General features: G+C 56.0%; 13 protein-coding genes and 1 pseudogene. 9 read left to right on the forward strand and 5 right to left on the reverse strand.

All coding sequences use genetic code 11. The annotated features are described in order from the left end of the window. Nucleotides 1-2: 2 nt before the first annotated feature. A pseudogene (locus tag NJQ98_RS19135) lies at nucleotides 3-175 on the reverse strand (DUF7558 family protein); the annotation flags it as partial. Nucleotides 176-229: 54 nt separating this feature from the next. On the opposite strand from NJQ98_RS19135, the gene NJQ98_RS00190 reads away from it, so the two are divergent. Beyond that, nucleotides 230-592, forward strand: coding sequence for a hypothetical protein (locus NJQ98_RS00190; RefSeq protein WP_262174471.1), 363 nt, complete (start codon nucleotides 230-232; stop codon nucleotides 590-592). A gap of 95 nt (nucleotides 593-687) precedes the next feature. Then, nucleotides 688-837 carry a DUF7837 family putative zinc-binding protein gene (locus tag NJQ98_RS00195; protein WP_262174474.1) on the forward strand — a complete coding sequence of 50 codons (150 nt, stop codon included), beginning with the start codon at nucleotides 688-690 and terminating at the stop codon, nucleotides 835-837. A 24-nt stretch (nucleotides 838-861) separates the two neighbouring features. Here the strand turns inward: NJQ98_RS00195 and NJQ98_RS00200 are convergent, their stop codons facing one another. Then, nucleotides 862-1,032 carry a DUF1289 domain-containing protein gene (locus tag NJQ98_RS00200; RefSeq protein WP_262174475.1) on the reverse strand — a complete coding sequence of 57 codons (171 nt, stop codon included), beginning with the start codon at nucleotides 1,030-1,032 and terminating at the stop codon, nucleotides 862-864. A gap of 230 nt (nucleotides 1,033-1,262) precedes the next feature. On the opposite strand from NJQ98_RS00200, the gene NJQ98_RS00205 reads away from it, so the two are divergent. After that, nucleotides 1,263-1,538 (forward strand): winged helix-turn-helix domain-containing protein, encoded by a 276-nt coding sequence (locus NJQ98_RS00205; RefSeq protein ID WP_262174477.1) that lies wholly within the window; start codon nucleotides 1,263-1,265, stop codon nucleotides 1,536-1,538. Between the two features lie 126 nt (nucleotides 1,539-1,664). Beyond that, a complete protein-coding gene (locus NJQ98_RS00210) occupies nucleotides 1,665-1,787 on the forward strand; it encodes a hypothetical protein (protein ID WP_262174480.1) in 123 nt (40 codons plus the stop codon). 119 nt (nucleotides 1,788-1,906) lie between these two features. On the opposite strand, the gene NJQ98_RS00215 is transcribed toward NJQ98_RS00210, so the two are convergent. Continuing rightward, nucleotides 1,907-2,707 (reverse strand): DUF8170 family protein, encoded by an 801-nt coding sequence (locus NJQ98_RS00215; RefSeq protein ID WP_262174482.1) that lies wholly within the window; start codon nucleotides 2,705-2,707, stop codon nucleotides 1,907-1,909. A gap of 115 nt (nucleotides 2,708-2,822) precedes the next feature. Here NJQ98_RS00215 and NJQ98_RS00220 point away from each other — a divergent pair, with 115 nt between their 5' ends. The 5 genes from NJQ98_RS00220 to NJQ98_RS00240 all read left to right on the forward strand — a co-directional run bounded on the left by NJQ98_RS00220 (nucleotide 2,823) and on the right by NJQ98_RS00240 (nucleotide 7,149). Continuing rightward, a complete protein-coding gene (locus tag NJQ98_RS00220) occupies nucleotides 2,823-3,308 on the forward strand; it encodes a helix-turn-helix domain-containing protein (protein ID WP_262174483.1) in 486 nt (161 codons plus the stop codon). Between the two features lie 610 nt (nucleotides 3,309-3,918). Next, entirely contained in the window at nucleotides 3,919-4,725 is an 807-nt protein-coding gene (locus tag NJQ98_RS00225; protein WP_262174484.1) for a hypothetical protein, read from the forward strand. After that, on the forward strand, nucleotides 4,725-4,988 hold the full coding sequence (locus NJQ98_RS00230; protein WP_262174486.1) for a hypothetical protein: 264 nt from the start codon (nucleotides 4,725-4,727) through the stop codon (nucleotides 4,986-4,988). Before NJQ98_RS00225 ends, NJQ98_RS00230 begins: the two co-directional genes overlap by 1 nt. Further along, nucleotides 4,985-6,214 (forward strand): ParB/RepB/Spo0J family partition protein, encoded by a 1,230-nt coding sequence (locus NJQ98_RS00235; protein ID WP_262174487.1) that lies wholly within the window; start codon nucleotides 4,985-4,987, stop codon nucleotides 6,212-6,214. The genes NJQ98_RS00230 and NJQ98_RS00235 overlap by 4 nt, the downstream gene beginning before the upstream one ends. Nucleotides 6,215-6,216: 2 nt before the next feature. Then, complete coding sequence (locus NJQ98_RS00240) at nucleotides 6,217-7,149, forward strand: ParB/RepB/Spo0J family partition protein (protein WP_262174490.1); 933 nt, start codon at nucleotides 6,217-6,219, stop codon at nucleotides 7,147-7,149. Between the two features lie 494 nt (nucleotides 7,150-7,643). On the opposite strand, the gene NJQ98_RS00245 is transcribed toward NJQ98_RS00240, so the two are convergent. Both NJQ98_RS00245 and NJQ98_RS00250 read right to left on the reverse strand, forming a co-directional pair. Then, nucleotides 7,644-8,045: a hypothetical protein gene (locus NJQ98_RS00245; protein WP_262174492.1), complete on the reverse strand. Its 402-nt coding sequence runs from the start codon at nucleotides 8,043-8,045 to the stop codon at nucleotides 7,644-7,646. A gap of 1,308 nt (nucleotides 8,046-9,353) precedes the next feature. Beyond that, nucleotides 9,354-12,827, reverse strand: a complete 3,474-nt coding sequence (locus tag NJQ98_RS00250; protein WP_262174494.1) for an ATP-binding protein — start codon at nucleotides 12,825-12,827, stop codon at nucleotides 9,354-9,356. Between the last annotated feature and the right edge of the window lie 157 nt (nucleotides 12,828-12,984).

The raw sequence follows: 12,984 nt of genomic DNA on the forward strand, positions 1-12,984 counted from the left end.
CCTTACTCACTCGCCGCCTTCGGCGGCTCCTCGAGGTCGCGCGTCCCGTACGTCGCGAGCCCGCCCGGGCTTCATCGCTCGCACGGTTACAACGGCCCTTCAGATGGCTGAGTTCGATGCGGAAGGACGTGAGCGCTGTGAGCCCATCTAGAACGAGGCCGTAGCCGTCGCAGGCAGCGAACTGATCCGATAAAATATACAGCCTCGAGACACAAAGCCTGCGTCACTGATGGGATTAGATTCTACGCAGTTGGATCTTGAGCTCATTGCCAAGCACGTACGAACAAATCTTGAGATAACTGATTGGAGTGGAGTCGATAGTGTGTGGCTCACAGGTAGTTTTGCTAATCCGGACAAGCCGATAGACAGGCCAGAGAGTCAGAGTGACATCGATATCATCCTGGTGCAAGAGGACTACGATTCACTCGAAAATCAGGAACCAATCTATGATGGTGCAAATCCCGAAACAGTGCCTGTTCGCACGATTGATGGAACTGATTACGGCGACCGGACAATGGATCTGATGTCCGGATATATCGACGCTCCGGACCCATCTGACGGATCATACATTCGTCTCCCTGTGTTCGAGTAACACGATAACAGGTGTTCCCGGACAAGGCTTACACTATCAGGGGACACAATATCACATGGACAGACCATGTCACACGCTCCGTCCATTCCCTTTGCATGACACCTGACGACGCGCTCGGTCAGTGTCCGGACTGTGGAACCACGATTACGGAGGCTGGGGTGCTCATCGAGTACGAGGATACTGAGGGCCAAATGGGGATGTGGGCCGAGTGTCCCGACTGTAACGATGTTGTCGAACCGGAGTGAACTGGTTTAGTACGCCCGCGATATTTACCCTGATTTCGGATACTCGCGCTCGCCGCCTTGAATTTCTTCGAGCACCTCGGTTCGACTGGCCTCGCTCATCGATTGCCACGAGGTAATCTCGTTCAGCGTCCGCCCACAACCGACACACATGCCGTCGGCGACCGCACACGCGTTCACACAGGGACTGTCGACCATCACCGGAGTGTTCGGTGCGAGCCTACTGAACCCTTTGCTACACATCTTAACTGCCTTGAGTCCGCTACGCGGTGGCAGAAACAGACATGTAAGTGTGAATTACTGGTCAATATGCGGAACCTATCCCACTTGTAGAATATATAATAAAATAGAGCGAGCACCCTAGATTACCCCATGCTGTTTTCATCCGTCTATCGAACAAGATATCGCGTAGACTGGTGGGGTCACAAATGACCGACGAATGGGATGAGGTGAGTTACGTCATTAGCTCTCGGTATCGAGTCGCCACACTCGGGCGGTTGCAGACCGGCCCGGCGACACCATCGCTCATCGCAACTGACACTGACCTGAGTATCGCACACGTCTCACGAGCACTTCAAGAACTTCAGGAAGAGGGGCTCGTCACGCTGTTGGTTTCGGAGGACCGTCGCAAAGGTCGTGTCTACGGTATCACCGATCAAGGCCAGACCGTCATTGGGACGATCGAAGCCGAAGGCATGGTGTAGCCGAAGCAATCTTGACATCCTCATGATGAACTCCGGACCGGTGGACAGCTAACCAGTACCAATCGTCGCCCAACTCGCGTTCCACGGTGATTTTCTGCACCCCGTGCGGGTGCGAACTCTTATTTTATGTCTTCCAATCCACAAGCAACTGCCGAGCAGTACGGCTCTGTATTGCTCGCTGACCAGTCCGATATCGAGGCCGAATACCGGCGAATGCAGGAAATCGGCGAGAACTTGGAGTACCGTTGAGATGGCGCGACCCCGAAGTAGAAGCTTCCAGAACGCTCTTATGCAGAATTGTGGAAAGGCCTGATATCGAGATAATCAATGAGTGAATCGGTGTATTCACCAGCTAGATTGGGTGAAGTTCACTGTTCCTCACTCGCTTCCCACTCCGGACGTGGTGTCGGCGACGGGAGTTCGTCAACCGTAGTTCGAAGTTCTTCCTCTGTCGTCCACGGGAAGCACTGATCGTGGAGTTCGAATTTGCGGAACTTGTTGAGATGGACCCAACTGTACGCTGCTGGGCTCTCTCCTTCATCCACCCGGTCATCGATAACTTCCACAATCTCCTGTTTGTTGATGTCGAGGTCGCTATCTTGTGCGTTAGCAACGAGCGATTCGATCTTCGATTGGGCTGCTTCCTCTGACAGATCGTCTGCGAACGCAATTTCGAGGGCGGCCTGAATGACGTGCTGTTTCGATTCAAGATTGGCGTCAGTCACCCATGTGTAATCACGTGGGAATACGTACGACTTGCCGAAATACGGTGGGTCATCGATCTCGCCTAATTCTGGTGCTTCACCACCGCTTTCCTTTTCGAAGACACCGATGATGTAGTCGCTGTATGTCGCGAGCAACGAAAACATGATGTCGAAGGTATTGAGTCGGTCAGTCGGGAGTTCGAGGAGATCACCCATGATGAACGGATAGGCACCGAGCTGCTTCGTGAGTTCGTTCTGGACGGCGCGAAGCCGACGGATATAGGGGTCGCGATAGCTCCCGAGGATGAAATATGATGTCCGCTGACTCCAGAGATATGGTAATTCACGCTGGGTGAACCGCCAGATTTCTCGTTTCTCCGCTGGCTCAAGTTCAATTCCCCCGATAGCCTTGTGGACCACCGTCATAATGTCCGTAGCGTCAGGTGGGGGGCTCGGATCAGTCATTAGCTGCTGGTTCAAACCACTCCACCTTATCTCTTCTGAACCACTGTGGTATTTTCTTGAATAACCAACTTGGACAGACCTAACTGTTATAGTATCGCTTCACGTAACCCCAGGTATGAGTGAAACCAACACTGGTGCGGCCAATGCGGGGCCGTTCGCGGAGCAACAGCGGCTGTTCAAGCTGCTATCCCAGGATACGCGCCATCTCATCATCCAAGAGCTTCTGGGTCACCCAGCTCATCTTATGTCGCTTGCCGAACTCGAGTACATGACCGGGAAGAGTCAGGCGGCAATCAAAGACCAGCTGGAGACGCTGATTGACGCCGGGCTCCTCGCACGCTACACGCACGAACCGAGCGAAGAGAAACGAGATCTCCCCTCTCAGTTCTACGGGTTCACTGAGCGGGGCGTTGAGGTTCTTCACGACTACAAGTATCTCCGTGGCCTCCCAGTCGCTCGTGCTCTCTATGAAAACACGCGCAAGACCGAAAAAATCGAGCGCCACGAATCGGCCCCGCGACCGGAGCTTCCCGAAGCTGTTGGGGCGGCACTTGAGTTCGACGAGCCCGATCTCGACGCCGTCGATGTCGGCACAAACTGATAGTTTTGGTCAAATAGTACAGCTTTCACCGTCGAAAACTGCAGGTAGCCGACTTCGTACCTTGTCAGGACTCTATTGGTCTAGCGTGGTTGGCTTGAGTCCCAATTAGCCTATGCGCCACACAAGAGAACGTCCAACATCTTTGCTCGTTACTTTCCCTCTTTCCTCAAGTTCATTAAGCCGATTGAGCGCCTGCCGATGACTACACCCTACCGCCGTTGCAATTTCACCAGTGCCGGCAAGTCCCCCTTCGTCTTTTATTGCTTCAACAAATTCTTTGTCAGTATACGCGTCTGTATATTTCCCACTCTCTTCATCTCGCTCTCGGCCCATTAATAGATAAATCCATCTCGCATCCTAAGTAGATAGTGCAACCTATACCATTTCGTATTACCGAAATGGGAAACGCTTATACCATTTCGTGATTAAGAAATGGATAGCTCAGTCCAATTGGGCGTATTTCAGTGAGAAGTGCCCAGGTGGTGTGACACCTGGACTGGGCTCTGCGGATACAGAAACCCATGCAGGTAAAACCACTCACCGGTATTGAATACACCGGACCGAGCAACGCAGAGGATTATAACCATACTCGAGAGGAGGCAGCCGAACGATGAGTGAGAGTAGCTCCGAGACTAGCGGCGAGATCCATCGGATTGCCCAGATTCCCTCACTACTGACGAGTTCGCTCCGCGAGCTCTTAGAGACGTTCGGTGAGGATATCATCCGCCTCCAAGCGCACGGCAGCGTCGAGACGACGAACCGCACCGCGGTTGATGACCTCCGGCAGTACGGTGTCACCCGCGAGCAACAGACCAACCAGCGACTCGCCATCGAGTACGAGCAACTCCACGGTGAGAGTGGGCCGGTCAATCCACTCACGAGTGAGGCCTGCGAACGTATCCTCTCGGAACTGGATGCAGTGCTGGATACAGACCGCAGCAGTGTCGATCCGGATCTCACGGTCACCTCGATGTTGATCCGCATTACCGACGAGCGCTTACAGGAGGTTACGCCGGCCCAGTCGGCCGAGTTTGACCTGCTGTTCGTCGCGGACCCTGCTGAGCCACCGTTGCGGGAACCGACCAAGCGACTCAACGCTCGGCGGGGACTCTACAGTGAGCTCGGGTTCAATATCACGAACCTCAACCTACGGTCGGTAATCGAGACTGAAGCAAAGTACCACCAGCAGTCCGACGGCCAGTATCTGTCGTGGGGCGGCCCGGACGATATTCGGCCCCGGACGCCGGACCGACTGTCAATCCGGATCAACGACCACGTGCTTCCGGATACCTACGGGATGCTCAAACCGTACCGGGTCACTGACGACAGCGTCCTCGAAGTCGCTGAGAGCAATCTCGACGACCTTGCCGACCGCACAGTCGCGACCGGCGATATCGCCTCGCGGGGTGAGGAGTAATGCCGGGCACGCAGTTTACCGTCGACGCCACTGGTGGCGACGGGTTCTATGTCACCGTTGCAGAGGAGGTGACGGTCTACGAGTCATATAGCGACGCTGTCGCAGAGATTCAAAAGAAGGTCTCGGGCGAGACTGAGAGTTTCCTCGCCGAAGTTGCCATCGAGGCCAACGGCGGCGACGATGTCGCACTGACGCTGGAGCAGGTCGGCTGGCAGCAAGTCATCCAAGACATGGCCGACACCACTGGAGGCGAGGACGCATGATCGAGCGACGGGACCTACCTGTCGACTCGCTGGTCCTCGATGCGGTCCAGTCTCGCGACGAAGCGTGGACCGGCGACGAGGACGACCGCAAGCTCGCTGATTCCATCGCCGCAGATGGTGTCCTGCAGGATATCATCGTTCGGCCGTTGGAGGCAGTTGAGCTTGCTGACGAGCAGGGTAGTGATACTGACGAGGCGACGTATGCGATCGTTGCCGGGTCGCGACGGTATCACGCAGCGATGGAAGCCGGCTACGAGACGGTGCCGTGCAAAGTCGTCAATGCCGACGATCTGGATGCAGCGTGGACGTCGCTTGTCGAAAACACCGACCGGAAAGAGCTGTCCGAACAGGAAATCGCCAATCAGCTCAAACTGATCTACGAGTTGGTCCGGCCCCGAGAGGAACCCGAGTCGTGTCCGGCCTGTGGCGTCGACATGGCTGGGGAGTCGGAGCTGTTGGCCCACTGTGCGGCGACCGCATGTACGCTCCCCGGGAGTCCAAGTGATGGGCCGCCTGTGCGGAGCTCATCGGATGGAACACAGGTGCGGCGGTTCTGCACCGACCAGCAAGCCCTGAAGTACGTTTCTCAACGGTTCCTCGGCCGGGACGATGATAGTGCCGTGTCGATCGTTGAAGGCCACCTCCGGACCGCAGAGCTACCGCCAGTTTTGCAGTCGCTGTTCAAAGTGCCTGAGGACCGCACGGAACAAGAGCGGATGGCGCTGGAGAACTACGGTGTCGATGTCCAGACGACTCTCGGCAGTGGGGAAGGCAAGTCAGGCACCTCCAGAGAAATCGTCGCCCTGTACGAGGCCGTCGACGAAGAAGCCGAGACGGCAGCTATTGACCCGACCGACGCAGTCCTCGAGACCGTCGGCTCACTCCGGTTCGATGAGATGTCCGAGCAAGAGCTGCGGCGGACGCTTCGTGATTTCCGGCACAGCGTTACCGCTCAGTTAGAGGACGATGTGTCGCCGGACGATCAGCGCGAAGCGTTCAGGGAGACACTGCAGAACTGTGCTGCGGCGCTCAGAGAGACGTACGAGGAAGTCGAACCGACGCGGCCGTTCAAAAAAGTCGATGTGCTGGGGCCGGATACCCAGCAACACAGTCGATGGCACGCTCGCGTGATGCAACAACGAGACGTGAACGGACATGGGGAATTAGTCCGGGAGCTATATCAAGAGCGGCTGGAAACACTGGCGGAGACTGAGGGGTGGGAGTAGCGATGGCGTCGGACGCTGACCGTGAGTCGATTCCCGAAGCGAAGCTCCCGTCGGAGTACGACGCCCTCGTGGGTGTTGATTCGCTGGTTCATGGAACACACAACCCTCGGCGGGTGACGCCTTCTGAGGAGCTTCGAGAGTCGATAGCTGAGGTGGGGATGAGTAAACCCCTGATTGTGCGGCCAGATGGGACAGAGGACGTCTATCACATCACGGATGGCTGGCAGCGATACCAGGCCGCCACGGAGTGCGGCTGGGAACAGCTGCCGGTCCGGATCTATAAGACCGCATTAGATGCGTTGGCGGCGACGGAGACGGCAAGTATCGTCCGGGAGTGGTCGACCTATGAGTGGGCCCAGTACTGCCAATCCGTTGCGGCTGAACTAGAGGCAGCATCAACCCAGGAACTGGCCGAGATGGTGGCTGATCGGACGGTGAAGTCACCGCGAACGGTGCGGCGGTATTTCGACGTGTTATCGCTGCCAGAGGACATTCACCCGCTGCTGGTTGATGGGCCGGCCGGCACGAGTCAACAGTGGACGGCACTCAAGCACCACAATAGCGAGGTCCGGCGCTACGATGGGTTGAGCTGGACCGTGGCTGGGTATCTGGCACGGCGACAGGCCTCACTCAGTCAGGACCGAGTGACCGGGATTGCTGCGATGGCGGTGGAGTTCGACCACAGTGACGATGCTATGGAGTTTGTCGACCGGGCTGTCGAAGCAGTGGAGACACCGTTAGAGACGGTGCGAAAGGAAATCCTGTTTGGCCAGCAGCATCCGCGCTATTTGGAAATCCCACGGGTTGCTGTAGCACTTGATCGGGACGAGAAGCAGGCTGTGATGGAGTACTGCTATCAGCACCGACGCTCATTGACTGATGTCGTGACCGAGACAATACGGTCGTTAGCGACGGACGTGTCTGAGGAGTCATAGTGTCTCTGGGTATTTTGACGATGTGGAAATCAAGCAGCTTCGTCACGATTCAAGCTGTCTTCGATTCACACCGCCGACTGGACCGTACATCTGTGCTTGTGTGGCCTCTCCTCCCCGCCTCGCGACTGGTCTACCTCTCCACCCCGTTTCGGTGCCGGCCTCCTCCTCGCCCCGTCAGTGCGTAGTCGTCCGTCCCCGTTCGTAGGTGGTCCCCTCACTTGCCCGGCCGTCGACCCATCCACCTGCCGTCGCCGCCGCGCGCGACCGCCGCTGCCCCGCTGCCCTGACTGCGTTCGTGTCCCCCACTGCCGTGTCGCTCGCTAAAGTTGTCTGGCCTGTTGGGTGTCGGTCGTCGTCGACGCTGTCGTTGGTACCGGTCGTCGCCGTCCCTGCAGTGTCCGGCCTGTTCCTACTGGCGCTGTTCTCACCCGTCGCCGTCGCTGCCCTCTCGGGTGTCCGGTGGTGTCGTCGCCGTCGCGGTGCTGGTCGCTTGCTTAGGTGCCTGGTTCCCGAACGGTAACTGTCTCGAGTTCCTTGGGGTCCCGGAGCTGTTCGATTTCTACCTCGCCGTTTGCTGGGGCGATGTGTTGGTACGCATCCGGGATGTGTCGCGTGCCGGTGTATCCGACGGACCGAATCAGCAGTACTTCGCCGTCGGCCAGATACGCCGCCAGCGTCTCGAGGAACTGTTCGGTGACTTGTTCATCATTCGGGGTCCAGGCGTCGAACGTCGTTGCGGTACTGAACAGCGCTAGTTCTGTGCCATCCAGTTCGTACTGGCCGTCGAATCGGTAGCCAGTCTCTGGTGGGTCGCCGCCGAGTAACTCCTCGACCTCGTCGACGTGTTCGTCAGCGATCGCTACGATGTTCGAGCGGTACATAGCAGTGTAGTTCATCTGTCGCTCACTCCTCCGGCGCCATAGAAACCAGTCTCCCCTGCCCCCACCCTCGTTGCTGTGCGAACCGTCCGGTTGGTGCGTCGTCTTTGCGTCAGTGTCAGCTGCGTTGTTTTCTCGGTCGGTCGGTTGTGTTGTCCGCTCGTCAGTGTTGGGTGTCTCCTCCGGAGTTGTCCGTCCTGCGAGTCCACCTGTATTCTCACTCGTGTTTCTCCTCTCTAGGGTCCCCTTCTGTTGTATCAAGTTTCTGGTAGTCCCCTGTTTCCTGCCCCTGCCCTCTTCTCTTCGTTTCCCCCAGTTCTCTTTGGCTCCGCCTGTTCTGTTCGCTACGCGACTACCCCCGTGTGTAGGCTCCCCCCTTGGACCCTATTTATGTGAATTCGCGAGCCTACACACGACGGGATGAGTGTATAATTAGCGGCCCGCTAAAGACTTCTAAGGCCGTGAGAGCCTACACACGAGAATTATCGGGGAGGGGTATTTCATGAAGAACCCAGCAAATTCGACTGCAGTCTTGTCATTAATAGAAATGACTGGTAGACAATATTATTCATGAAAGAGATACCGTATTCCGCTGCCGTCTTGTCATTATCACTGTCGAATCGGGCAAAATGGTGTTCATGAACCACCCCCCGAATCCGCTTGCCGTCTTGTCATTACGAATTTCATGAAAACTAGCCGCAAATGCGCCCCCGTGTTGTCATTACGGGTTGAATCACACTGCCGATTAGTGCTCGTTTCCGAGTTCCAGCTGTCATGAAGACTCCCGACAAATCGGACGCCATCTTGTCATTACGAGTTTCATGAAAACTCTGGCCTAATCGACTGCATTACTGTCATTACGGAATATGAGGTTTCCTCACCTGCTGTCTGTTTTGGGCTCAATACTGTCATGAAGAGACCCCGAAAATCCGCTGTTGTAGTGTCATTACAGGTTTCATGAAACAGGGTCTGGATTCGGCTGCCGTCTTGTGATGAACGTATTCGGGGCAACGAATCACTGTTTCATGAACTACACCGGCTATTTGACTGCCGTCGTGTCATTACAGATTTCACGAAAGATACCGACCATTGCTCTGCAGTCCTGTCATTAATCGGCCCGAAAACCAGTTTTGTATCGAGATTCTGAGACAAACGCTGGGAGTAGACTGAGATACGATTGAGAGTGGCCTTTGGTCACGCAAGGAGGCGAGGGGGTGAGACGCTAGTCTTCGGGGACCTAACGACTGGTATGGGAGCCACTGGCCAGTGCTGGTGTGACGCCAATGAGCCGAGTGCGTAGAAAATGGAGCCTCGCCGTCTGACTGCTTAGACGTCGTCCCGGAGGTTGTTGATGCTCAGGAGTTCGCTGGCTCCTGGCTCATCCAGTGCCTCACTCATGGTTTCGAAGTTTCCAGACCGCCTTGACATATCTACTGACGTGTATCCACTGAGTGAGTTGAGGAGTTTTTCGGCGCCGTCGAGGTTTTCAACGACCCATACAGCGTCCCCTGTCGCGGTTGCGAGCGTTTCGTAGTCGTCTTCGACGTGGCTGCGTTTCTCGGGTGAGGTCTCGACTTCGACGAATTTGTCTATGTTATCGGGTGAATCAGGAGTTGCCTTGGCATAGACGTCGTGAAGCGCATTCCAGTTCTCAGGGTTGTAGTACATCTCGACATCGTAGCCCTGTTGTTCATAGTAGGTAGCCACCAGTCGCACGCCGATCCGATGGGTCAGGCTCTCGCCACCTTTCTCGCCGCCGCCAGCTGGTGAGAGGTCTCGGTCGACGAGTGTTTCTGCTTTTGTCGTGGGCTTGTAGTAGAGTTCGTTGTTCCCGAGTTTTGTCTTCTCGAGGAACCCTTCGTCCACGAGGAACGCGGCGGTGTCGCTGAAGGGAAGATCAGACATCGGACTGCCGAGCGTGTACCCATCGACCCCGTCAGTGAGTGCGTCGAAGACCAGATCCAGGAACGCTTTGTGTTCGTGCGTGATGCCGTCTGGACTGTTATCGTCGTCGAGGTCGTGGTCGGATGCAGAGTCGGACTCGTCGGTGTTGGATTGCCGTTCGTGGCTGGTCATCGTATCGACGGCGTCACTGTCACGGCCGACACACATCCGTGCGCGACTGCGGTCACGTACACTGTCGGCTCGGGCCGTAACGTTGAATGGGCCTTCGGAGTGGCCGGGTGGGATTGGGAGTGGCTTGAGAGTGAGGATTTCTGGCTTCTGTTTGTCGAACTCATAGGATGGGAGTTGCACCACCCATTCACCACGTTTGAGCCCTGCGATGCGGTCTTTGATTTCGTCACCGTCTAGGTCTTCGTGGAAGAGTGACTCTGCGAGGAGGTCGTCTGTTGCCACGTTCCCGATGATTTTCGTGTTGACGTTGTTCAGGATCTCTTTGTAGGCGCGGCGGTTCTGTCGTGGGTTCTCGCCCAGCACCTGCTCGGGATACTGCATGATGAGCCCCAGCGAGAGGTTGAACTCACGTCCTTTGGGGAGTAGTTCTTGATAGACGATTTCGTTGCGAGCGATGTTGGCTGACTCCTCGATGATCACGTTCGCGATGTAGTCGTCCCTGTCTGGCGTCCAGATGGACTGCACTGAGGTCCACAGATGAGACAGGAACAGGACGGTGAATATCTCGCTGCTTTCGCCCCGGAGATTGCCCGTGTCGATCAGCAGGACCTTGTTGGAGTTCAGGATACTCTTGAGGTCCAGCATGGGGATGTCTGCTTTGTCGTACCAGCCCGTGGAGTCGTCCCAGTGTTCCTCACCGACCTCGTAGGAGAGCATGTCCCAGATGAAGTCCCGCTCTTTCAGCTTTCGGATTCGGTTGAGGACGGCGTCGGTGGTGTTGGTGAACTGCCGTTCGTCTTTTTGCAGGTGGGAGATGAGGATGTCTCGGACCTGCGGGTCACTGGTTTTCGGGACAGCGTTGTCGATGATGTGGGACTGGTCGACGTCTGGGTCTTCTTCCTTGTTGGGGTCGTACTTCTTGCCCCACTTCTGGTACTCCTGAGCGGTCTGCATCAGTTTCCCGATCGAGAAGTAGTCCGAGCCGTACTCCTCGTCGAAGTTGGCTTTGATGAGATTCGTCAGCACTTCGTTGGCGACGAAGGCCTGATCGACTGTTTCTCGCCCGAGGACAAACCTGAGGAGCTGGAAGTAGTGGTCGATGAGATCCTGTTTGGCGGTGGCACGTTCACGCCCGGCGCCCCTAACGAGTGGCCGGAGATCGAAGAAGGGGATACCTGGGACTTGCCCATCTTCTTCGGGGATTTTGATGTACTCGACGTCGTCGAGGTCACCGAAGAGTGTGCGGTGACAGCGCAGATAGTTCTTGCACATTTCACCACCTTTGGGGTCGACGAGAACGGTGGGCCCATCGAGGAAGTGGTGGGTGGTGAGCATGTCGTTGATGGTGGCGACGGTCTTGCCGCTCCCGGTAGTCGCCCCTCTGATGTAGTGGTGAGTGAGGTCGTTGGCTGCCAGAGAGATAGCATCGCGCTGGTCGAGTTGTTGCCACCAGTCGTTTTTGCTTTCGATAGCGCTGATGTTGTTTTGCCCCTGTCCTTGGTCACGGAGAGCGGTGACCGCTCGCCCGATGGTCATCCCCTTTGAGAATTCGCGGAAGACCTGTTCGTTCGGGGAAGTCAGGGGTGATTGGGCAGCTGGTCGACCGCCAGACCCACCACGGCTGGCCTTGGGTAGTGAGTCGATCGAGGGGACAGTGATGAAGTTAGCGAGCTCTTTGGCGTTGGTGACGAGTATGGGCTTGCGCCGAGTGACAGATTCCCAGCCGTTGGGATAGGTCAGCCCGTGGTTGAGCATCCGCTTGAATTCGTACTCGTTTTGGCCGAGGTGTTTGCCCTCGATGGAGTAGAATTGGCCACTGAGGTGATTGAGTGCATCTTGGAGATTTGTCGCGGTTGCTTCGTCACTAGCGGCAACTCTGATACTTGTATTGTACGTGTGAGAGGGGTTTTTCAGGTCGATCTGGCCCATGCGTCCGGTGCCCGAACGCTGGCCGCCGACCTGTGAGTCATGAATCGTGCCACCGATTTCGTGTGGGGTATCGCCCCGGTGACGCTGTTGTCGTTCTTCATCAGATGCCCCACCGAGTAAAGCGTCGATGATGGTCCGAATGAAGAGCCCGCCTTGTGAGTGGACGCCCTGTTTGAGGAGTCCTTTCTGGCGTTGGGCTTTTGCAGACCAATCCGATCGTGGTTCGAAGATGACCTGGAAGAGGACGGCACCATCGGACTGGATTGCGGTCTCGAGGAGGTTCGAGAGCGGTGAGCGTTCGATGTGTTCGGTGTCGAAGCGCGTCAGTGTCGTCATCCAGTCTTTCCGGCGTTCTTCACGCCCTTCGTACCGGACCATGTGGGGGACATCGTCGAACACTGAGGTGATATCGAACTCGGTCCGCTCGAAGTCGTAGTCTTCTGGATACTGTGAGCGCGTGGCACTTTCGAGTCGGTCACAGGTGATATCGCCCCGTTCACCGGGCCCGAAGAAGAACTTGAATTGTGCCCCACCTTCGGGTTTGTAGATGATGAATTCGAAGTTGGAGACTTCCTCTATCGCGTCGATATGGAGTTCAATATCGAGAGGGAGTTTGCGACCTGAGCCGTATTGATGGAGTCCGTAGAGTTCGCGGGTGATGGTTTTGGAGTTGACTCCCCCTCGGACGGGCTTGACTCGGATGTACTCCTGTGAAGCATCGATTTCCTTGCCGTATTCTTCACCGGTTTGGTCGTCAGTGCCGGTTTCCCAATTTGATGATTCGTCACTTGCCATATGTATCGAATACCATATGCTATCGTTGTACAATAGCAGGGGTGTTGAGGAAACGATCGTATTGTGCATTTCGAGTTAGGCATACGGGTGTATTGATTACTAGAAGTTATAATCAGTGAGGTATTGCAAAATTTAATAAATTACTACCACCCATATA

Source organism: Haloarcula laminariae (assembly GCF_025457605.1).
GTDB classification, from domain to species: Archaea; Halobacteriota; Halobacteria; order Halobacteriales; family Haloarculaceae; genus Haloarcula; species Haloarcula laminariae.